Source organism: Paraburkholderia lacunae (assembly GCF_003353175.1).
In the GTDB taxonomy this organism is placed as follows: Bacteria; Pseudomonadota; Gammaproteobacteria; order Burkholderiales; family Burkholderiaceae; genus Paraburkholderia; species Paraburkholderia lacunae.
Map to the genome: position 1 here is coordinate 180,584 of NZ_QHKS01000001.1, position 21,144 is coordinate 201,727.

General features: G+C 60.2%; 17 protein-coding genes. 11 read left to right on the forward strand and 6 right to left on the reverse strand.

Annotated features, from left to right (window positions below):
* Positions 1-105 precede the first annotated feature (105 nt).
* The 6 genes from DLM46_RS00895 to dut all read left to right on the forward strand — a co-directional run bounded on the left by DLM46_RS00895 (position 106) and on the right by dut (position 7,503).
* Positions 106-1,101 carry a bifunctional riboflavin kinase/FAD synthetase gene (locus DLM46_RS00895; protein WP_115098832.1) on the forward strand — a complete coding sequence of 332 codons (996 nt, stop codon included), beginning with the start codon at positions 106-108 and terminating at the stop codon, positions 1,099-1,101.
* Positions 1,102-1,269: 168 nt separating this feature from the next.
* Positions 1,270-4,107 carry an isoleucine--tRNA ligase gene (ileS, locus tag DLM46_RS00900; RefSeq protein WP_115098833.1) on the forward strand — a complete coding sequence of 946 codons (2,838 nt, stop codon included), beginning with the start codon at positions 1,270-1,272 and terminating at the stop codon, positions 4,105-4,107.
* Positions 4,107-4,613 (forward strand): signal peptidase II, encoded by a 507-nt coding sequence (gene lspA / locus DLM46_RS00905; protein ID WP_115098834.1) that lies wholly within the window; start codon positions 4,107-4,109, stop codon positions 4,611-4,613. Before ileS ends, lspA begins: the two co-directional genes overlap by 1 nt.
* Before the next feature lie 104 nt (positions 4,614-4,717).
* Positions 4,718-5,932 (forward strand): bifunctional phosphopantothenoylcysteine decarboxylase/phosphopantothenate--cysteine ligase CoaBC, encoded by a 1,215-nt coding sequence (coaBC, locus tag DLM46_RS00910; protein WP_115098835.1) that lies wholly within the window; start codon positions 4,718-4,720, stop codon positions 5,930-5,932.
* 87 nt (positions 5,933-6,019) lie between these two features.
* Complete coding sequence (locus DLM46_RS00915; protein ID WP_115098836.1) at positions 6,020-7,042, forward strand: LLM class flavin-dependent oxidoreductase; 1,023 nt, start codon at positions 6,020-6,022, stop codon at positions 7,040-7,042.
* Positions 7,043-7,056: 14 nt separating this feature from the next.
* Entirely contained in the window at positions 7,057-7,503 is a 447-nt protein-coding gene (dut, locus tag DLM46_RS00920) for a dUTP diphosphatase (protein WP_115098837.1), read from the forward strand.
* 123 nt (positions 7,504-7,626) lie between these two features.
* Here the strand turns inward: dut and clpA are convergent, their stop codons facing one another.
* Both clpA and clpS read right to left on the reverse strand, forming a co-directional pair.
* Complete coding sequence (clpA, locus tag DLM46_RS00925; RefSeq protein WP_115098838.1) at positions 7,627-9,924, reverse strand: ATP-dependent Clp protease ATP-binding subunit ClpA; 2,298 nt, start codon at positions 9,922-9,924, stop codon at positions 7,627-7,629.
* Entirely contained in the window at positions 9,921-10,235 is a 315-nt protein-coding gene (gene clpS / locus DLM46_RS00930; RefSeq protein ID WP_006050100.1) for an ATP-dependent Clp protease adapter ClpS, read from the reverse strand. Before clpS ends, clpA begins: the two co-directional genes overlap by 4 nt.
* Before the next feature lie 532 nt (positions 10,236-10,767).
* Here clpS and DLM46_RS00935 point away from each other — a divergent pair.
* Entirely contained in the window at positions 10,768-10,974 is a 207-nt protein-coding gene (locus DLM46_RS00935; protein WP_007180614.1) for a cold-shock protein, read from the forward strand.
* Between the two features lie 96 nt (positions 10,975-11,070).
* Here DLM46_RS00935 and DLM46_RS00940 read toward each other — a convergent pair whose 3' ends face one another.
* The gene (locus DLM46_RS00940) at positions 11,071-12,741 is read right to left on the reverse strand and encodes a multicopper oxidase family protein (protein ID WP_115098839.1); all 1,671 of its coding nucleotides are present in this window, start codon (positions 12,739-12,741) and stop codon (positions 11,071-11,073) included.
* A 936-nt stretch (positions 12,742-13,677) separates the two neighbouring features.
* Here DLM46_RS00940 and DLM46_RS00950 point away from each other — a divergent pair.
* Entirely contained in the window at positions 13,678-14,550 is an 873-nt protein-coding gene (locus DLM46_RS00950; protein ID WP_115098841.1) for a S49 family peptidase, read from the forward strand.
* A 448-nt stretch (positions 14,551-14,998) separates the two neighbouring features.
* Here the strand turns inward: DLM46_RS00950 and DLM46_RS00955 are convergent, their stop codons facing one another.
* On the reverse strand, positions 14,999-15,517 hold the full coding sequence (locus DLM46_RS00955; protein ID WP_133300278.1) for a hypothetical protein: 519 nt from the start codon (positions 15,515-15,517) through the stop codon (positions 14,999-15,001).
* Between the two features lie 26 nt (positions 15,518-15,543).
* Positions 15,544-16,197 (reverse strand): hypothetical protein, encoded by a 654-nt coding sequence (locus DLM46_RS00960; RefSeq protein ID WP_115098843.1) that lies wholly within the window; start codon positions 16,195-16,197, stop codon positions 15,544-15,546.
* 428 nt (positions 16,198-16,625) lie between these two features.
* Here DLM46_RS00960 and DLM46_RS00965 point away from each other — a divergent pair, with 428 nt between their 5' ends.
* The 3 genes from DLM46_RS00965 (at position 16,626) to DLM46_RS38915 (ending at position 19,325) form a co-directional block, all read left to right on the forward strand.
* A complete protein-coding gene (locus tag DLM46_RS00965) occupies positions 16,626-17,519 on the forward strand; it encodes a hypothetical protein (protein ID WP_133300279.1) in 894 nt (297 codons plus the stop codon).
* A gap of 697 nt (positions 17,520-18,216) precedes the next feature.
* Entirely contained in the window at positions 18,217-18,678 is a 462-nt protein-coding gene (locus DLM46_RS00970) for a hypothetical protein (RefSeq protein WP_244305778.1), read from the forward strand.
* Between the two features lie 143 nt (positions 18,679-18,821).
* On the forward strand, positions 18,822-19,325 hold the full coding sequence (locus DLM46_RS38915) for a hypothetical protein (RefSeq protein ID WP_133300280.1): 504 nt from the start codon (positions 18,822-18,824) through the stop codon (positions 19,323-19,325).
* Positions 19,326-19,669: 344 nt separating this feature from the next.
* On the opposite strand, the gene DLM46_RS00975 is transcribed toward DLM46_RS38915, so the two are convergent.
* The gene (locus DLM46_RS00975) at positions 19,670-20,971 is read right to left on the reverse strand and encodes a HEPN domain-containing protein (protein WP_115098845.1); all 1,302 of its coding nucleotides are present in this window, start codon (positions 20,969-20,971) and stop codon (positions 19,670-19,672) included.
* Positions 20,972-21,144: the final 173 nt, after the last annotated feature.

Below are 21,144 nucleotides of genomic sequence, written 5' to 3' on the forward strand. Positions count from 1 at the left end.
TCATTCGGGGACACCGAAACCGCGACGCGCCGCCGTGTCTTGCGCTGAGCGTTTATAATCGATTGTTTTGCGGCACCTCGGCCGCCCTACCTCAAACCCGCTATCGTGAGAGTCTTCCGCGGTCTTCCCAATGCTGAAAGCCGTGCGCCTTGCGCACTGACCATCGGCAACTTCGACGGTGTCCACCGCGGCCATCAGGCTTTGCTCGCCCATGTGCGCGCGGCGGCCGATGCACGCGGCCTGCCCGTCTGCGTGATGACCTTCGAGCCGCACCCGCGCGAGTTCTTCAACCCGGCCGGCGCGCCGCCCCGTATCGCGATGCTGCGCGACAAGCTCGAGGCGCTGCGCACCAACGGCGTCGACCGCGTGGTGGTCGAGCATTTCAATCACACCTTCGCGAGCCAGCCGCCGGATGCGTTCGTCGAGCGGATCATCGTCAACGGACTGCATGCGCGCTGGGTGATGATCGGCGACGACTTCCGCTACGGCTCGAAGCGCGCCGGCGATTTTGCGTCGCTCAAGGCCGCCGGCCAGCAGTACGGTTTCGAAGTCGAGCAGATGGCGACGGTAGCCGATCCGTCCGGCGCACGCATTTCCAGTTCGGGCGTGCGCGCGGCGCTGGTGGCGGGCGACCTCGACTCGGCGCGCGAGGCGCTGGGCCGCGACTATCTGATCAGCGGCCACGTCGTGCACGGCATGAAACTCGGCCGCGATCTCGGTTTCCCCACGCTCAATCTGCCGATCGCGCACAAGCGTCCGGCGCTCGCCGGTATTTTCGTGGTGCGCGTGCATGGCGTGACTGACGAACCGCTGCCGGGCGTCGCGAGCCTCGGGCTGCGCCCCACCGTCGACGATTCCGGCCGCGTGCTGCTCGAAGTGCACCTGCTCGACTGGCACGGCGACGCGTATGGCAAACTCGTGCGCGTCGAATTCCTCAAGAAGCTGCGCGACGAAGAGAAGTACGTCGACCTCGAAACGCTGACCGCCGCCATTGCGCGCGACGTCGCCAACGCCCGCGCATGGTTCGCGGCTGTCGGCGCCGGCACGCCGGGCAGCCGCTCCACCGGTTTCGCCACCTCGGCCACCGACCGAATTAGATAGCCGCCGCGGTACATGCGAGCGCTGTCTGTGCCGCCTGTACCCTCGCAGCGCGCATCGAAGGGCGTCCGTGACTCACGCGACATGCCTGCCGGGCGCGCCCAAACGCCCTGCGCATAATGCGTATACCGCGCCCTGCTGCGCATAGAAAGAATTCACCGCGACCTCATCATGAGCAACAAGAAAGCCGATTCGAAACCGCAGTCACGCTACCCGGTCAACCTGCTCGACACGCCGTTTCCGATGCGTGGCGACCTGCCCAAGCGCGAGCCGCAATGGGTGAAGGACTGGCAGGAACGCAAGGTCTACGAGACGATCCGCGCCGCCTCCCGGGGCCGCAAGAAGTTCATCCTGCACGACGGCCCGCCGTATGCGAACGGCGACATCCACCTCGGCCACGCGGTCAACAAGATCCTCAAGGACATGATCGTCAAGGCGCGCAATCTGGCGGGTTTCGACGCGGTCTACGTGCCGGGCTGGGATTGCCACGGCATGCCGATCGAAATCCAGATCGAAAAGCAGTTCGGCAAGTCGCTGCCGGCCGCCGAAGTCATGCAGAAGGCGCGCGCCTACGCGACCGAACAGATCGAGAAGCAGAAGGGCGGCTTCCGGCGTCTGGGCGTGCTCGGCGACTGGGACAATCCGTACAGGACGATGCACTTCGCGAACGAAGCCGGCGAAATCCGCGCGCTCGCGAAGATCATGGCAAAGGGCTACGTGTTCCGCGGCCTGAAACCGGTCAACTGGTGTTTCGACTGCGGCTCGGCGCTCGCGGAAGCGGAAGTCGAATACAAGGACAAGACCGATCCGACCATCGACGTGATGTTCGGCTTCGCCGAGCCGGAAAAGACCGCACAGGCTTTCGGCCTCGCCGCGCTGCCGCGCAACGAAGGCGGCATCGTGATCTGGACCACCACGCCGTGGACCATCCCTGCCAACCAGGCGTTGAACCTGCATCCGGAAATCGTCTATGCGCTGGTCGATACGCCGCGCGGTCTGCTGATCCTCGCTGAAGAACGTGTCGAGGCCTGCCTGAAGCAATACAGCCTGGAAGGCAGGATCGTCGCGACCACGCCCGGCGCGAAGCTCGTCAACCTGCGCTTCAACCACCCGCTCGCCTCCGCGCATCCGGGCTACAAACGCACGGCGCCGGTCTATCTCGGCGACTACGTGACGACCGAGACCGGTACGGGTATCGTGCACTCGTCGCCGGCGTACGGCGTGGAAGACTTCGTGTCGTGCAAGGCGCACGGCATGGCCGACTCGGACATCATCAATCCGGTGATGGGCGACGGCCGTTATATCGAATCGCTCGCCTTGTTCGGCGGCCTGTCGATCTGGGCGGCAAATCCGCAGATCGTCGAGGCGCTGCAAGCCGCCGGCTCGCTGCTGCGCAGCGAGAAGTACACGCACAGCTACATGCACTGCTGGCGCCACAAGACGCCGATCATCTACCGCGCGACCTCGCAATGGTTCGCCGGCATGGACGTGAAGCCGAACGACACCAGCAAGACGCTGCGCGAAACCGCGCTCGAAGGCATCGAGAACACTGCGTTTTATCCGTCGTGGGGCAAGCAGCGCCTGTTCAGCATGATCGCCAACCGGCCTGACTGGACGCTCTCGCGTCAGCGTCAATGGGGCGTGCCGATGGCGTTCTTCGTGCACAAGGAAACGGGCGAGCTGCATCCGCGCACGCTGGAATTGCTCGAAGAAGTCGCGCAACGCGTCGAGAAGGCCGGCATCGAAGCCTGGCAGACGCTCGACCCGCGCGAGCTGATCGGCGACGACGCGAACATGTACGAAAAGAACCGCGACACGCTGGACGTCTGGTTCGATTCCGGCACAACGCACTGGCACGTGCTGCGCGGCTCACATAAGGACGAACTGCAGTTCCCGGCCGATCTGTATCTGGAAGGCTCGGACCAGCACCGCGGCTGGTTCCACTCGTCGCTCCTGACCGCGTCGATGCTCGACGGCCGTCCGCCGTACAACGCGCTGCTCACGCACGGCTTCACCGTCGACGGCGAAGGCCGCAAGATGAGCAAGTCGCTCGGCAACGGTATCGATCCGCATGACGTGGCGAACCGCCTCGGCGCGGAAATCATCCGTCTGTGGATTGCCTCGACCGACTACTCGGGCGAACTGGCGATCTCCGAGGAAATCCTGAAGCGCGTCACGGAAAGCTATCGTCGCATCCGCAACACGCTGCGCTTCCTGCTCGCGAACCTGTCCGACTTCGATTTCGCGCAGCACGCGCGCCCGGCCGAAGACTGGCTCGAGATCGATCGCTATGCGCTGGCGCTGTCGGCGAATCTGCAAAACGACATCCTCTCGCACTACGACAAGTACGAGTTCCACCCGGTGGTCGCCAAACTGCAGACGTTCTGCTCGGAAGACCTCGGCGGCTTCTATCTGGACGTGCTGAAAGACCGCCTCTACACGACCGCCGCGGAGTCCGTCGCGCGCCGCGCGGCGCAGACCGTGCTGTACCACATCGCGCACGGCCTGCTGCGCCTGATGGCGCCGTTCCTGTCGTTCACCGCCGAAGAAGCGTGGAAGGTGTTCGAGCCGAATAGCGAAACCATCTTCACCGAGACGTATCACGCGTTCCCTGCTGTGCCGGATGCCGGCGCCCTGCTCGACAAATGGACGCTGCTGCGCGCCGCGCGCAGCGATGTGACCAAGGCGCTGGAAGAAGCGCGCGTGGCCAACCTGATCGGTTCGTCGCTGCAGGCGGAAGTCGAAATCCGCGCGAGCGGCGCGCGTTACGACGCGCTCGCGAGCCTCGCCGACGACCTGAAGTTCGTGCTGATCACGTCGGCAGCGAACGTCGTGAAGGTCGGCAGCGAAGCGGACGAAAGCGTCGAAGTGATCGCCTCGAAGTATCTGAAGTGCGAACGCTGCTGGCACTACCGCGCGGACGTCGGCGCGAACGCCGAACACCCCACGCTGTGCGGCCGGTGTTTCAGCAACCTGTTCGGCAACGGTGAGTCGAGGAGCGCGGCATAATGGCGAGAACCGTGTCGAAATCGTCGTCCGGAAGCGGTTCGCTGGCACCCTGGCTCGGCGTCGCGCTGATCGTGATCCTGTTCGATCAGCTGACGAAAATCGCGATCCAGAAGGTGTTTGCCTACGGTGTCGCGCATGAGGTCACGCCGTTTTTCAACCTGATCCTCGTGTACAACCGCGGCGCAGCCTTCAGCTTCCTCGCGATGGCGGGCGGCTGGCAACGCTGGGCGTTCACCGCACTCGGCGTAGTCGCGGCGCTGGTGATCAGCTATCTGCTCAAGCGCCATGGCGCGCAGAAGATGTTCTGTACGGCGCTCTCGCTGATTCTCGGCGGCGCGCTCGGCAACGTGATCGACCGGCTGGCGTACGGGCACGTGATCGACTTTCTCGATTTCCACGTACGCACGTGGCACTGGCCGGCGTTCAATCTCGCCGACAGCGCGATCACGATCGGCGCGATCCTGCTGGTGCTCGACGAGTTGCGGCGCGTGCGCGGCGCGCGCTAACGCCGTTCAGGTTCGCCGCTTGGGTACACGCCTGGGTTCGCTTTGAAGGCCGGCGGCGGTGCAGTGCGCCGCTGCTCGCCACCACGCTTTGTCGGAGGCTTTCGTTGGCAACCGCAGAACTCGCAGGAAAACACCTCGTCCTCGGCATGACGGGCGGGATTGCCTGCTACAAGATCGCCGAGTTCACGCGTCTGCTGACCAAGGCAGGCGCGACCGTGCAGGTCGTGATGACCGAAGCGGCCACGCAGTTCATCACCCCCGTCACCATGCAGGCGCTGTCAGGCCGTACGGTCTACACGAGCCAGTGGGACGCGCGTGTGCCGAACAACATGGCGCACATCGATCTGTCGCGTGAAGCGGATGCGATCGTGATTGCACCCGCCTCCACCGACTTCCTCGCCAGGCTCGCGCACGGCATGGCCGACGACCTGCTGTCGACGCTGTGCGTCGCGCGCGATTGTCCGCTGCTCGTCGTGCCGGCGATGAACCGGCAGATGTGGCAGAACCCCGCGACGCAACGCAATGTCGCGCAACTACGCGCGGACGGTATCGAGGTGCTCGGTCCCGATTCGGGTCCGCAAGCGTGCGGCGAAGTCGGCGACGGGCGGATGTTGGAAGCGTCAGCGACCTATGAAGCGATCGCTTCATTCTTTTCACCCAAAATTCTGACTGGCCGGCGCGTGTTGCTGACAGCCGGCCCGACGTTCGAACCGCTCGATCCGGTACGCGGCATCACCAATCGTTCGAGCGGCAAGATGGGCTTCGCACTGGCTCGCGCGGCGCAGCAAGCGGGCGCCGAGGTGCATCTGGTTGCCGGTCCGGTGGCGCTGGAAACACCGTGGGGCGTGTTTCGCGAAGACGTGCAAACCGCCCAGCAGATGCACGACGCCGTCATGCACGCGGTCGCCGATTGCGACATCTTCATCGGCGTGGCCGCGGTCGCCGACTGGCGCGTCGATCACGCGAGCGAACACAAGATCAAGAAGACTGCCGAGCGCACGATGCCGACTTTTACGTTCGTCGAAAATCCGGATATTCTGGCCTCGGTAGCGAAGCTGCCGCATCCGCCCTTTGCGGTCGGTTTCGCGGCGGAAAGCGGCGAGCTCGAAGTGCATGGCGAAGAAAAGCGCGTGCGCAAGAAGGTGCCGCTTCTGATCGGCAATCTCGGCCCGCTGACCTTCGGCCTCGACGATAACGAAGTGATCCTGTTCGAAGCTGGCGGCGTCACGAGGCTGCCGCGCGCCGACAAGCAGACGCTCGCGCGCGCCTTGATTGCGGAGATCGCGAAGCGTCTGCCCGACCCGAGTCTGAGCCGCTGAAGCCGCTCCGCGGCGAGGCACGCTGAGCATCAACGTGCCTCGCCGCAAGCCGCTCCGGCGCACCGAATCCTCTGGAGCAGTACCGAAATGACGCTACTTTCCGTGCTCGATCAAACGCCCGTGATCGACGGGCACTCAGTGGCGGACGCGATCGCCGCCACCGTCGAACTGGCGCAACTCGCCGACGACCTCGGCTACACGCGCTACTGGTGCGCTGAACACCACGGCCTGCGCGGGGTGTCGAATCCCTGCCCCGAGGTGATGCTCGCGCACCTCGGCAGCGTGACCAGGCGCATCCGTATCGGCTCCGGCGGCGTGATGCTGCCGTACTACAGCCCGTTCAAAGTCGCCGAGCAATTCATGATGCTCGAGGCGCTGTTTCCCAATCGTATCGATCTCGGCGTGGGACGCGCGCCGGGCGGAGACATGCAAACGGCGCAAGCGGTGGCCGCCGGCACCTACAATCGCGGCGACATTTTCCCGCAGCAGGTCGCGGATCTGGTCGGCCTGATGCACGGCACGCTGGCCGAGGGGCATCTTGCGCGCGGCGTGCTGCTGCAACCGCAAGTCGCCACGCGCCCGCAACTCTGGATGCTCGGTTCGAGCGAGTTCGGTGGCCTGCTGGCGGCGCAACTCGGCATCCGCTTCGCGTTTGCGCATTTCATCAACGCGCATTTCGGGCATCAGCTGGCGCTTGCCTATCGTGAGCGCTTCAAAGCCAGCCAGGAAGCCCAGCAGCCGTATCTGGCAGCCGCCGTGTTCGTGATTTGCGCGGACACCGAACATGAGGCCGCCGACCTGGAAAAAGCCGTCGACCTGCGTCGCGTGCAGATGGCCTACGGCCTGAATGCGCCGATTCCGACGGTCGAGCAAGGCGCGGCGCAAGAATTCGGCGAGCGCGAGCAACTGGTGATCGACCGCGAGAAGCCGCGCAGTATCATCGGCACCCCGGAAACCGTGACTGAGCGCCTGCAAGACTTGCAGGCGCAATTCCAGGCCGACGAACTGATCGTCCTCACCGTAGCGGGCAGCTATCGCGCCCGTCTACGTTCCTATGAACTCCTGGCCGACGCGTTCCAACTCGGACGTCAGGCCTCCTCGACCTCTTAAACCTTCGAACCTGCATGAAACTCGACCTGAAGATTCTCGATGCGCGGATGCGCGACCAACTCCCGGCCTACGCAACCACGGGCAGCGCGGGCCTCGACCTGCGCGCCTGCCTCGACGAAGCGTTGACGCTCGCGCCCGGCGACACCGCACTGGTGCCGACGGGTCTGGCGATTCACGTCGGCGATCCCGGTTATGCGGCCTTGATCCTGCCGCGCTCGGGTTTGGGTCATAAGCACGGGATCGTGCTGGGCAATCTGGTCGGCCTGATCGATTCGGATTACCAGGGGCAGCTAATGATTTCGACGTGGAACCGCGGCGAGACCACCTTCGTGCTGAATCCGATGGAGCGCCTCGCGCAACTCGTGATCGTGCCGGTCGTGCAGGCCGCGTTCAACATCGTCGACGATTTCGCGGAAAGCGAACGCGGCGCGGGCGGTTTCGGCAGCACCGGCAAGCACTGATCCATCGCTTCGCTGTGCGGGTCGCGGAGCAAGGTCGTTCAGAACGCAAAAAGCAGAACGGCGCGGGGTTCAACCCGCGCCGTTCTGCTTTCAGATGAAGCTAAACACCAGCCAACTTCGCGCTTACTCGACTTCGACCGCTTCCGGATTCGGATTGCGCGGCGCCGGATGCTCGTCGAAGGTCAGTTGCACCTTGTCGTCCGCATCCACGTCGACCGAAACACGGCCGCCGTTCATCAGCTTGCCGAACAGCAGTTCGTCGGCCAGTGCACGACGGATCGTGTCCTGGATCAGGCGCTGCATTGGCCGTGCGCCCATCAACGGATCGAAACCGTGCTTGGCGAGATGCTTGCGCAGCGCATCGGTGAAAAGCGCATCGACCTTCTTCTCGTGTAACTGATCTTCCAGTTGCATCAGGAACTTGTCGACCACGCGCATGATGATTTCTTCATCGAGCGAGCGGAAGCTGATCGTCGCGTCCAGACGGTTACGGAACTCCGGCGTGAACATGCGCTTGATGTCGACCATTTCGTCGCCGGTTTCCCGGCGATTCGTGAAGCCGATGACCGACTTGCCCATCGCCTCGGCGCCCGCGTTCGTCGTCATGATGATGATGACGTTGCGGAAATCCGCCTTGCGGCCGTTGTTGTCAGTCAGCGTGCCGTGATCCATCACCTGCAGCAGCACGTTGTAGATGTCCGGGTGCGCCTTCTCGATTTCGTCGAGCAGCAGCACGCAATGCGGCTTCTTCGTGACAGCTTCGGTCAGCAGACCGCCCTGGTCGAAACCGACATAGCCCGGCGGCGCGCCGATCAGGCGGCTCACCGCATGACGCTCCATGTATTCCGACATGTCGAAGCGGATCAGTTCGATACCCAGCGTGAACGCCAGTTGCTTCGCCACTTCCGTCTTGCCGACGCCCGTGGGTCCGGAGAACAGGAACGCGCCGATCGGCTTGTCCAGCTTGCCGAGGCCCGCGCGCGCCATCTTGATCGAGGCCGACAACGCGTCGATGGCCGGGTCTTGTCCGAACACCACGCTCTTGAGATCGCGATCCAGCGTTTGCAGCTTGCTGCGGTCGTCTTGCGACACACTTTGCGCCGGCACGCGCGCGATCTTCGAAATGATTTCTTCGATCTCGTTCTTGCCGATCGTCTTCTTCTGCTTCGACTTCGGCAGGATGCGTTGCGCCGCGCCCGCTTCGTCGATCACGTCGATCGCTTTGTCCGGCAAATGACGATCCGTAATGAAGCGCGCCGACAACTCAGCCGCCGCCGACAGCGCACCCGACGAATACTTGACACCGTGATGCTCTTCGAAACGCGACTTCAGGCCGCGCAGGATCGCCACCGTCTGCTCGACGGTCGGCTCGGTCACGTCGATCTTCTGGAACCGGCGCGACAGCGCCGCGTCTTTTTCGAAGATGCCGCGATATTCGGTGAACGTCGTAGCGCCGATGCATTTGAGCGTGCCCGACGACAATGCCGGCTTCAGCAAATTCGATGCATCCAGCGTGCCGCCCGACGCAGCGCCTGCGCCGATCAGCGTATGAATTTCGTCGATGAACAGGATGGCATGCGGACGCTCCTTCAATTCCTTGAGGACCGTCTTCAGACGTTGTTCGAAGTCGCCGCGATACTTGGTGCCGGCGAGCAGCGCGCCCATGTCGAGCGAATACACCTGCGCGTCCGCGAGGATGTCCGGCACTTCGCCGCGCGTAATGCGCCAGGCGAGTCCTTCGGCGATCGCCGTCTTGCCGACGCCGGCCTCACCGACCAGCAGCGGATTGTTCTTGCGGCGACGGCACAGCACCTGAACGACGCGCTCGACTTCCGACTCGCGCCCGATCAACGGGTCGATGCGGCCGTCTTTCGCCATCTGGTTCAGGTTCTGCGTGAACTGCGCCAGCGGGGTTTCCTTCTGCGCGGCGGCCTCGTCGGACTCGGCATTCGCGTCGCTCGCTTTCGCGGCGTCCGTGCTGCTCGTCTTCGCAATGCCGTGCGAGATGAAGTTCACCACATCCAGACGCGTCACGCCCTGCTGTTGCAGGTAGTACACCGCGTGCGAATCCTTCTCGCCGAAGATTGCCACCAGCACGTTCGCGCCGGTCACTTCCTTCTTGCCGTTCGAGGTGGATTGCACATGCATGATGGCGCGCTGAATCACACGCTGAAAGCCTAATGTGGGCTGCGTGTCGACGTCATCCGTGCCGGGCACGGTAGGCGTGTTGTCATGAATGAAGTTGCGCAGGTTCTGGCGCAGATCCTCGATATTGGCCGCGCATGCACGCAACACCTCCGCTGCCGTCGGATTGTCCAACAGCGCCAGCAAAAGATGTTCGACCGTTATGAACTCGTGCCGCGCCTGGCGTGCTTCCATGAACGCCATGTGCAGGCTGACTTCCAGTTCCTGGGCAATCATGCTTCCTCCATCACACACTGCAGCGGATGCCCGGCCTGCCGTGCGTGGGTAACGACTTGCTCGACTTTGGTCGACGCGATGTCCCGCGTATAGACCCCACAAACTCCCCTGCCCTCGCGATGCACCTTCAACATGACCTGCGTTGCGGTTTCACGATCTTTATTGAAATACTCTTGCACGATCATCACGACAAATTCCATTGGCGTGAAGTCGTCATTCAGCAGCACCACCTTGTACATGGAAGGCGGCTTCAGCTTCTTTTCCTGCCGCTCCAGTACGGTGCCGTCCTGCTTGTCCGGGATAATCGCCATACACCCATTCTAAACAACTAGGACAGGCCCGCAATCCTGTCAAAACCCGACCGTCCGGCCGGTGAGCCCGTTCGCCAGCGCCTGATGGGTAACTCCCCCCATGCGTGCGTCATTTCCGCGAGCCGATTGCGGAGCCGGCCCCTATCCAGTGATGCATCGCGGCCGTGCTGCGCCGCAGTCGGATCGAGTATCGCACAACCTGCCGACGTGGGTTGCCAGCAGCGGACAACCCGCAGAGCAGCAGGTGAGTCGATTATGCGACTTTTCAAGACCGCCCGCTTGCGCAACCGCACATAACAAAAGCGGGAAAAACCCTGGAAATCGACTGTTTGCAACGGGGCAACGAGCGTCTCAAAATTTTCTTGACACTCGAATAAAGAGCCTCAACAATCAAGCTGGCACTTTTTTCACTGAGCCATAAATTTCGAAAAAATGCCGATGGTGAGCTTGTGAGGAGGGAGCGGCTGCATCACGCGGTCGTGGAGCTTTTCGAGGGCTCGTGGTAGTGACATGAGTTACAGGGGAAGTTGGAATGGCAACTGGTACGGTCAAATGGTTCAATGACGCAAAAGGTTTCGGATTCATTACGCCTGACGAAGGTGGTGAGGATCTGTTTGCACACTTCTCGGCCATCCAGATGAATGGGTTCAAGACCCTCAAGGAAGGTCAGAAAGTAACCTTCGAGGTCGTGCAAGGCCCGAAAGGCAAGCAGGCATCGAACATCCAGGCACCCGCCTGAAACCGTTCGATACCCGATCCTTTGAAACCCGGCTTCGTGCCGGGTTTCTTTTTTTCGGCTTCCCCCTCTACACCGGCCGGACGCTCACCGCACGCGTCATACCACTTTCAGCGTGCCCATCATGCCGAGGTCCTCGTGTTCGAGGATGTGGCAATGGAACATGCGCTCTCCCGCCATCCGCTGCACGGTAGCGATCCGGACGATCTCGTCCGGCCGCACGTTGACCGTATCGCGCCATGCGCGATACGGCTCGGGCGTGAACGCGCCACCCCACCCCCGCTCGACGATCTGAAACTGTGTGCCGTGCAGATGGAACGGATGATCCATATCGGCGCGGTTCTCGATCGACCAGAGTTCGACTTCGTCGCGCCGGCTGGTGAACGTAATGCGCGATGGGTCGAACACCTGACCGTTGATCATGAAAGTCATACCGGCCGGCATGGTGCTGCCATGCGTGTTGCCATGCCCGGCTGACGCCTTCGGGCCGTGCATCGCAACCATGTCCATCTGCTCGGAGAACACCACGGACTTCTTCGCCACCGCCGTGCCGAGCGGTGCCACGGGGCGCAGTGTCGCCGGTAACTCGCGCGCGCTCGCGCCAGGTGGCGGATTAAAGCTAATGTCGGCGAGCGCACGGACCGGATCGGGTGGCAGGCTGCCGTGCGACATCGCCATCTTCCGGCGGTCGTAGACGTCGGCGCTCAGCACCGCTCGCGAAGGGTTCGCACCCGCGCGGACGATCACCTCGGCGCGCTCGCCAGGCGCCAGCAACAACTCCGTGAGACCGTCGCGCGGCTGCTCCAGCAGGCCGCCGTCTGTGCCCACTTGCGCAAAATGTCGTTCGTCACCGAGCGAAAATCTCAAATAACGGGCACTGCATCCATTCCACAGACGCCAACGCTCGTCCTTTGCGATCTCGATGCGCGGACGGCGTGCGCCGTTCACCAGCACGAACTGGCCTTCCCGGCCGTTCATCCAGTCCATCATGTCGTTCGGCGGGATGACGCCGTCGCTGGCGAGTTTCAGGTCCGAGAAGAACAGATGGCGCTCGGGCCAGCCTGCAAGCGGATCATCAGCGGAACGCACCACGATGGGGCCTGCGAGGCCGCGAAACACCTGCTCAGCCGACATCATGTGCGGATGCGGGTGATACCAGTATGTGCCGGCGCTACCCGGCGGCAACGTGAAGCGGTACACATGCGAAGCGCCCGATGCGACCGGCGTCGACGGATTGCCGTCCTGGTCGGGCGGCACCGGCAAGCCGTGCCAATGAATCGTCGATGCTTGCGGCAGACGGTTGACGAAGCGGATCTCGACGGTGTCGCCTTCGCGGACATCGATCAACGGGCCGACGACCGGACCTTCAGTCTGCGTGACCCGCGCGTTTGCGCTGCCTGGATGGTTGCCCTCGTCGTATTGCCAGAAGGTGGTGGACGGCTTGCCGGGCAGCAGCTTGCGTTTGACCGGTTGTGCGATCAAGGTCGCGCGGAACACGCCTGGCTCGCGGCTTTCGTTGGCGAGCGTACGCAAAGTGGCGAGCGGCGCGCCGGCCGGCAGCGCGTCGGGAGCGGCCAGTACCGCGGTCGCCGGCTTGGCCGCTTGGTGCGCGGACATCGACGGCATGCCGGACATGTCCATGTCACCCATATCGTCCATGCCGGACATCTTGTGCATCGAATGAGCGTCGTGCTGTGCGAACGCGCTGCGCGCGAACAGCGACGCGGCTGCCGCGCTCAACGCGCGGGCGAGAAATTGCCTGCGGATCATGAATGATTTCCTCTGCGTGGTTCAGATAGCGGGACAGGCGCCGGGGCGAGTCCACGCTGGATCGTTCAAGGGCCGGTCTGTGGGACGGAATCGCGACCTTTGCCTTGCGGCGCGCACTGCGTCGGCGCGCGTAACGATCAGGCTATCGGCGGCCGCAACAGGGGCGCATGAACGACGCCGGTGCGCTGCGGCTGCGCAAGCGATTGCGGCAGCGCCGCGCGGAAGGCGCGCGGCTCGTAAGCGAATGCGGCGAACAATGCACCGCAGTGCGCGCCGCACGAGGTCGAACAGCAGGGAGAATGATCATGCCGACAGGACGCCCCGGAAGCGGCCATGCCGGCGCAGTGCGCGGTTTCGCTCACGGCGGTCGACGCATCGTCGACGGAATGGACAATCTGCATCGCGCGAACGCTCTTTGTCGGCGCCGTGGCATCTTCGTGCGCGAACGCACCTTGCGTTGCAAACAACGCGAGGGACAGCACGATGAGGATTCGCCACACAGAGGTCATTGCAGGAATAAGTACGATGCGAGTACAACGCGGGTGCGATGCGCGGAAAACCAGTAGTCGAAGAATCATAACGCAAGCTGCTTTCGCCTCAGCGTGGGCGCGCGCATTCGACACACCGGCAGGTACAAAAAACCCCGGCCGCCTTGCGGCGCCGGGGTCTTCGACTCAGGCCGGATAAACCGGCTCGAACCGCTTACTCGATCATTCTGTGTAAATCACCAGCAAACCAGCGCCGGTGCAAGAGTCAGCAACGACACGCTTCAAATAGTACTCACGAGAGTACTCACTGTCTCGTGGCTGTCCTACTTATCCACAGTGCCAGGGGAGCCAGCCCGATCATCAGGCGACTGGTTGTTGTCGCAATCATGGGCATCCCGGCCCCGCGCGCGCTATCATCAGACCAGTGCCAACCTCGAAAGGATGGTCTATGCACGACGCCGCCACTTGGGCCATCCGCCCGGAATATGCCCTCTTCGTCGCGGACACACAGCGTGCGGCAGACGTCCCTTCGACCTACTCGATGCGCCGCGCCTTGCCCGCGACGGGCGAGCGGCGCATCCGGCTCGGCAATAGCGTCGTCGCTGTCCTCCCCTTCCATGGGGTCGCCGTGCAGCGCGCTAGCGAACTAGGCGCTGCACTTGGGTTCGTGAGCGTCGATAGGTTCGCCCGGTCGTTTCGCGCCGCGCTCGCCGATGGTTCGGTTAGCGGCATCGTCATCGATATCGACTCGCCCGGCGGCGGACTGCAAGCCATCGCGGAGCTCGCCGACGAAATCTATCAGGCGCGCGGCGGTAAGCCGGTCGCCGCCGTCGCAAACAGCATCGCGGCCGGAGCGGCGTACTGGATCGCAAGCGCGGCCAGCAACGTCTACATCACGCCGGGCGGCGAGGTCGGGTCGATTGGCGTATTCGCCACGCATCAGGACTACTCGAAAGCGCTGGAAAACGAAGGCGTGAAAACGACGCTCATCAGCGCGGGCCGTTACAAGACGGAAGGCAGTCCCTTTGCGCCGCTTTCGCCCTCCGCGCGACAGCACCTACAGGCGCGCGTCAACGACGACTATGACCGTTTCGCGCGCGCCGTGTCGCGTAATCGGGGCGTCGATGTCGTGAGGGTGCGCAACGGCATGGGTCAAGGTCGCATCCTCGGGGCTCAGGCCGCAACAGACGAAATGATGGTGGACGGCGTTGCGACGCTAGATGAAGTCGTCAGCAAACTCGCGCAGCGCGTCGTCCCCGTACGTCCGAAACTGTTTGCCATTGGTCTGCTCTGCCGCCCGAACGCCGAGGCTCCATTCTGAGCGACGGTGAGGGTCCGCGACGACGCACAACCGGACGGCTCCGAGCACTGCCTTCGGAGTTTTACTGGCGCACTCGCCCCCTTATAAATCAACGCCTTACGCATCTCGCAAACTGCAAACTGCAGACTGCAGACTGCAGACTGCAAAACCAAGGCTAATCAAGCTCATCCAAGGCCATCCGAGGCTGCCCAAACTGTATTTTCACTGTACTGCCTTCGCGGCACGCTTCACCCATTTCCCGCGCGGCCCCATATACGCCCGATCGATCGCAGCGGAACGGGCCGACGTGAAGAAGAAACAGGAACGGTGCGCGCTTGCCGGGCTCGAATTCCTTGCCAAGCTGTTGACCCCGGCGGCGCGTCGTTAAACATGGTAATTGCCTAATCAGGGCAGTCCACGTTCCACGCGGCAAGGCGCGATCCAATCGCAGGACGCAACAGGGACTAGCCTACTGCGCGCCACCAATCGGCGTGGTGTTCAAGAGTTCTTCCATCCGGCTATCGAGACGCGCCTTTAGTTCAGCGTCATCCTGCACGGCCGTCATGAACCGTGTTGCGGCATGGAAGTAATCACGGACCAACATCGCCACGCTTATCAACACTAGGTCACCGCCATCTGTACGGTGCGGCCCGTTGTCCAAGTACCCGAATTTCTTTGGCGGGTTTTTCTGGCGATGTAGTTCAACGATGGTCGAAAACTGGTGGAGGACGGCGCACCGGGCGGCATAAACATCGCGGCCATCGTACTGATATGGCTGGGTCGCATCGGCCTTTAGATAAGTGTCGACCCATCGGTAAAAGTCTGACCGTCCTTGCTGGGCCTGTCCAACGGGAAGGGCCAACCAAGCCATCGTGTCGATTCCGACATACACCATCGTGAGCGCGGCAATCGTGGCTCCCGCGTCTTGCGCTATGCGAACCTGATTGAGCAAGTTAAGAATCGGCGCGTACCCGTTGTTCGGTGCCATTGCCATATTCGCCTCCCCAAGTGGATCTACTTACAAACCATGTGCAACACGCCGTGATCGTCCGTCGCTGTGCAATCCGTTTTGCTCTCAGATGAACCAGTGTGGTGAAGGTTTGCCCCGAACATAAAGGCGGCAACAAACAGCAGGACTGTGATGCCTTGATGCCGAGTCTCAGGACGCCTCCAGTACGAAGCAGCCGCGTGATGCTTCAATTTCTCTACGAGCGGCACGCCCACTGTCTCAGCGCTCTTTATCCGATCAGCACACGCCTTGACCATCGCTACCCGCCAACCTGCGTTCATTTCTTCATGGTGCTTTGAAAGCTGATGGAAAGCGCCGCGAAACGCACGAAGGTTCTCGTAGACGTATGCCACATCTTTGGCGAGTTCAGGGTCAAGAAGCCCTATCTGCCCCACGTTCGCCTCGAATACTGGACTGCCGGGTTCCGGCCATTCCGGCAAAGTCAGCAGCGCGCCCGTTTCAGCAATGGCGTGAATCTGGGTTAGTCCGTGTTTAATGTCCGGAATGGCCTCTGCATGAGATTTCAGTTCGCCAGCGAGAGCGCCTGCGAGCGCCTGACTATCCCGAAAGCGCCGGAAGTCTTCGGCCAGAAAATTATTGAAGTATCCGCCAACAAGTACACCGAGAAAGGCGATCAGCGCGGCATTGGAGTCAGCCATAATTTTCCTTATTCGAATTGGGCCACGGCTGAGTGTATAGCGAAGAAGGAAATCTGTGGCGACTGCCTTGTCTACCCTAATTGAGAAGTATCACGGCGAGATGGCGGCGGACGCTGAAGACCGACGGCAACTTGCCCAGCAGCGGACCACCATTGCAGCGGCACGTATGAGCCAGAAGAAATAGTGCGACCGCCGTATAAGGGCAGTCCACGTCCCGCGCGACAGCGTCAGAGACCAACGTGCGACGTACGCAAGACGTTACTTAGCCAAACAACTTCAAGGCTAACCGCTGTCCAAAGGCGGTCCACCCCCCATGCGGCAGTGCTAGGGGCCATCGCGCGACTCGCTAATTTGCGGCGGCTTACAAAGCCGCATATACAATCATCTTGTTCGAAGTCAACTCCACCCTACAGAAGGCTCAAGATAATATGTTCGATGATCTTGCGGCGTATTTTTACGAAAATGTAGTGCAGTCGTTTGACGAGTACCGCGACGCGAAAGCGTCCGGGGTTGCAGGCCGGAGCAACGACATTAGAAAGGCGCTGATAGCTGCGTCTGCTTTATTCCATCTCCGTGAGCACCTCCCGTCGGGTTGCAAGATGTCCAGATTCAAAGCAGAGAGAAGATGTCCAGAGTACGGTCTTTTAGCTGATATCGCAAACGCGTCGAAACATCGCAAGCTCACGGCCGACACTCCTCACGGTCGGGCACTGGTGAGGTCCGCGGCCGATTTAACGGAAGAGATAGTCGTCACCCAGTATTCCGATGAGGAGGGGGAGTATCGACACGTCGAGAAACGAGTTATCGCGAAGCTAATCGACGGAACAACCCAAGACGTACTGGATACCCTGACTGAAGTGATGAACTTTTGGCAGACGTACTTGCATGAAAAAGGCATCATCGCAAAGCGAAAAATCTATGTCTCGGATTCGTCTCGACAACCTAAGTCCCGCGCAGAAGCTAACAACGGAAATCTGGGTTTGATAATTACTGCCGGGCTACGCTTTGCAGAATCGGTACGGCTACAAAGATATAACTACGCCACGAGCGGTGTTGAACCGGTTGACCTGACCGGCTCCGAGATGACACTCACAATTCAAAGGCCGCCACAGTACAAGCTCGACTTAGCGGTGACGCACGAGCAGAGCGGGACGACACTGACAAGGACGGTCGAATTGACGGTAGAGGAAAGTGAGACTTTCGCGAGCTTGCAGACAGACGGAGAGCGCAGCTCCTATGCGAACGGCCTACCAAGTATAAAAGCCGCACAAAAGGAGTTGTTGACTGAGGCTCAGTCGCTCCAAGCAAAACAGAACGTATAGAACGAGGCCCTGGCTAATCCCGGACCTTGTGCAACCGCCCGATCGAGATAGTTGGCGAAACCCACGCGGTAACGCTCTGAGCGAGCGGAAGTGCCGTGCGGGGCTTCTACGAGACGTTACCTGCTGCGATCAGCGATCAATCAAGGTCTACGTCGGACCGGGTTCGGCCAATCGTCGCCGCCCAATCGGCCCACAAAACCGTCATTCGGTGGGTTGATCCACACCAAAATCGGACGGAGGCATCTCGGGCCTTGTCCGACGTTCAATGACCCGGCCGGAAGGTCTCGGGGTGTCCACTTTTGCGACAGTATTTGCGCCGGCACAAAAAGGGACGGCATAAACCTCAGTTCGCCCGCCAACGCCAACGCGCGTAGGAGTTCGCATTTGATTGCCCGTCATTAGAGCGCTCACGCAGAAACGCTTGGGTAGTTCTATGTTCCAGGATTGAAGCATTTTTCATATGGTAGCGACGTTCTCCGTGATGCGCAGGGGCGCACCTCAATGAATCAGTTGATTGAGGGCCATTTGGCACGACCTTTGCGACCGCAAGCTCAGATACATAGTCTGCGCGAGTGTGAATCGCGATGACTGCGTCCATCGGCAACAAGACGACAAGCAAAAAGCAGCGCATCCATGTTCGATTCAATAAAAGCGGGCGACCACGAACGATTTTTCGCGCTATAACGAGGGCCGGGTGATGAAGACAAACATTTTGCGGAAAGTGGTGGTAGTGATAGCTTGCGTAGCCTTTATTTCTGGGTGCGCATCGACTGTCGTAGAATCGCAATACTACAAATCCTACTCGGTAGGTATTCAGCAGGTAGCCACTATCGGGCAGTCCTTTCTTATCAATCAGAATGGTTCGATTTCGACAGTGCGGCATTGGGTTGGACTGTTGAATTCGCCGGACGGCTGGCAAGAATCGAAAGTCTATTCACGGGATTTTATTAGGCAGGAACTTGTTTACGGAGGGCGGTCAGGTAACACGATTGATGTGGCCTACCGGGAATTCCGTGGCGGATACGCGACGCCTGCCTTTTACCAAAGTCTTAAGTACGATCTCAGCGCATCCACAAGAATTCGATTTCAGAAATTTACCATCGATGTGGTGCGCGCCGACAACGAAAATATCGTTTATAAAATTGCCTCCGATCGATAAGTTATTCTATTGAAGACTTTAAGGCATTACCGATCTGTGTCAAAAAGTTCAGAATCGAAAGTAATTGAAACCCGACTCGCCAAAGCCCTGCAAGACACCGAGTGCTTAGCGCGAAAATATATATTTAACCAATCGAGGCCGTCATGTTTGATCGTCTTTTGGATAGAATCAACCTACATGGAAGCACCCCAAAGTGGATGAACATAGTTGAAACATTCAAACTTAAATATCCGCAAGTCCGAGTTCACGAAACCACGGTCATTAACGCCATACCACCGGGTTTCTTTTGGGTATGCAGAGACACAAAAGAATATGTCATTGTTCTACAAAAAAACAAAGAAGAATTATTATTCCATTTGACACACTACGCCCAGTCTAGAAGAGAGAACTCCGGTATCGCAAAGGAGCTACTCCGGGAAATCAACTATAGTAGCGCCCTTTGGCGAAACAGAACCAATCTTGACGTGGACGACACATTAAGAAGGGCTGCGCTAAACAACGGAGAAATCCTGCTGAATTGGGGGAATTTTGATTACAAATGCCAAGGAGGCGTTGGTGAATTTTGTGGAAATGGCACAAAAAATGGGGGAACATTTGTCAGCAATTTTGTGTTGAGAGAAGATAGGCATCTCTTCGCAAAGAGATGATAGAACTCTTCGCCATTTTTGTAGTGTGTTCGGCACTTCAGATTCGATGTGCTACCTTGGAAGCTTGACAGAACACAAACCCTGTCCGACTGACGTATGCGACGAAGAACGGGGCTTCGCTGCGCGTAGAAACCTGATGCGCTTTCCTTCGGGTACCTGCCGCGATCGGCGATCTTCGAGGTCTGCAGCGGACGGAGTTCGGCCAGCAGCGGATCGTCGCTAATCTTCCGTCAAAGTCCGCAGATAATGAGTTTGCGGACGCACTCTTCGCGTCTGGTGCGGGGATTTCGTAGCATTTTCTTTAGGCTCATCCCAGAAAGCATGCGGTCTGCTGTTACTTAGCCCTAGGCCGACGAGCCCGGCTGTTCTGTAATATCAAAGAGCGACCAGTCCGGAATTTCACCCCGCATGATGATCTTTTTTGTCAACTGAACGCACAACGACAGACCTCGATCGACGATCTGAGATACCGTGAAGCGTGAGCCCGCGATTGCGTCAGTAGCATTTTCGTCAATACGCCCCGTGTGAACGAGCTTGCTTCGAATCGAGTAGGTCTTGTTGATGATGGCGGCATTGACGATCCGTTCGTCGCGCGAGCCGCCTACCAATCGAACCGTGCGGACTTTGACCTTGTGCGTCATCTCGTTGTTAGCTCCGTCCCCCACAAGAGCTTCGAGCGCGGTGGCCAACTCGACTGCGCGGTCGCCCACGCTCCGACGGCGCTGCGCTTGACTAATTCGTTCGATCGCGACCCGTACATGTTGACGTGTGCCTGCCGGTAACGCGAGGTATGCCCTCACCATCTGCGGGGCCTCGACTGGATCAAGGTTTGGATAGTCCCCGAATTGCGTGGGCATGATCTCCATCAGCGGGTTCATGCTGCTAGGCCACACATTGAAATCAGAGTCGTCAAAAGTAAACCAGAGCATTCCAGGTAGCGAGACCCGTGGGCCGTCTATGGTGAGAACGAGAGCGATTTCGCGTAGGAGCTCGTATGTCGATATGTGGTCGTCATGTTGCGGCGTCGCGCAACCATCGTAAGTAAGCGGTGTGACTCGGCGCTCTATCACAAGAGCAGATTTGGGAGCCGCGAAATCGAGTGCGGACGTGGGCATCCGCCTCCCACCTCCGTACGCGTGCTCGATCACAATCTGTTTTTGCTCGCTCTCCGGAAGTCTTTCCACCAGAACAATCTTTACACCGTCCGTCAGTTGAATGTCGCTCTCAACGGGAACTCCCCACAACGTCAAGATCAATCTGCCTGTTGCATCCGAAGTGGTTAAAATCTTTTGAAGCCACTGAATCGCCTTCTCAGCCGACCCCGAGTGAGCAGCACGGCGAACAAGGAGTTGGTCGATAAAGTTTGGATAAAACCCGGACCCGCCACCTAACCCGCTGCGCATCATTCTCACTTGCTCACCGGGAAATCGGCTGTCCCGAACGATGGCATCCTTAATGCCCGCTGTGAGCTCTTGAAGTTGAGTAACGGCACCCCACCAGACGTTTCTGTCTTCGCTTCGAAGTGCGTCAAGGAACGGAATCTCGACATTCGGATATCGGGTCGAGTCTATCTTATCAAGGGCGCTGCCGAGCAGACGTTCTAGCTCCGGCTCATCGTCTTGAGGTTCAGGTGTTGGGGTGGACATTCCAGGCTCGTGCGGGAGATTGACGACTTATTGTAGCCTTACGAGGGGGCCTGACCAGGCGGGCGGGAGATTGCATTTTTTGACATGCGGCATCACTGATGTGCCATCACGTTCGGGCATCTCCCGTCAAACCGAGTTCGTTGAGATTTGTTGGACGCCTGCGGTTAGCGGCA

Bases quoted from the DNA above. Each gene is read 5' to 3' on its own strand.
- ileS (WP_115098833.1), top strand. From the start codon at position 1,270: ATGAGCAACAAGAAAGCCGATTCGAAACCGCAGTCACGCTACCCGGTC.
- lspA (WP_115098834.1), top strand. From the start codon at position 4,107: ATGGCGAGAACCGTGTCGAAATCGTCGTCCGGAAGCGGTTCGCTGGCA.
- DLM46_RS00915 (WP_115098836.1), top strand. From the start codon at position 6,020: ATGACGCTACTTTCCGTGCTCGATCAAACGCCCGTGATCGACGGGCAC.
- dut (WP_115098837.1), top strand. From the start codon at position 7,057: ATGAAACTCGACCTGAAGATTCTCGATGCGCGGATGCGCGACCAACTC.
- clpA (WP_115098838.1), bottom strand. From the start codon at position 9,924: ATGATTGCCCAGGAACTGGAAGTCAGCCTGCACATGGCGTTCATGGAA.
- clpS (WP_006050100.1), bottom strand. From the start codon at position 10,235: ATGGCGATTATCCCGGACAAGCAGGACGGCACCGTACTGGAGCGGCAG.
- DLM46_RS00935 (WP_007180614.1), top strand. From the start codon at position 10,768: ATGGCAACTGGTACGGTCAAATGGTTCAATGACGCAAAAGGTTTCGGA.
- DLM46_RS00940 (WP_115098839.1), bottom strand. From the start codon at position 12,741: ATGATCCGCAGGCAATTTCTCGCCCGCGCGTTGAGCGCGGCAGCCGCG.
- DLM46_RS00950 (WP_115098841.1), top strand. From the start codon at position 13,678: ATGCACGACGCCGCCACTTGGGCCATCCGCCCGGAATATGCCCTCTTC.
- DLM46_RS00955 (WP_133300278.1), bottom strand. From the start codon at position 15,517: ATGGCACCGAACAACGGGTACGCGCCGATTCTTAACTTGCTCAATCAG.
- DLM46_RS00960 (WP_115098843.1), bottom strand. From the start codon at position 16,197: ATGGCTGACTCCAATGCCGCGCTGATCGCCTTTCTCGGTGTACTTGTT.
- DLM46_RS00965 (WP_133300279.1), top strand. From the start codon at position 16,626: ATGTTCGATGATCTTGCGGCGTATTTTTACGAAAATGTAGTGCAGTCG.
- DLM46_RS00970 (WP_244305778.1), top strand. From the start codon at position 18,217: ATGAAGACAAACATTTTGCGGAAAGTGGTGGTAGTGATAGCTTGCGTA.
- DLM46_RS38915 (WP_133300280.1), top strand. From the start codon at position 18,822: ATGTTTGATCGTCTTTTGGATAGAATCAACCTACATGGAAGCACCCCA.
- DLM46_RS00975 (WP_115098845.1), bottom strand. From the start codon at position 20,971: ATGTCCACCCCAACACCTGAACCTCAAGACGATGAGCCGGAGCTAGAA.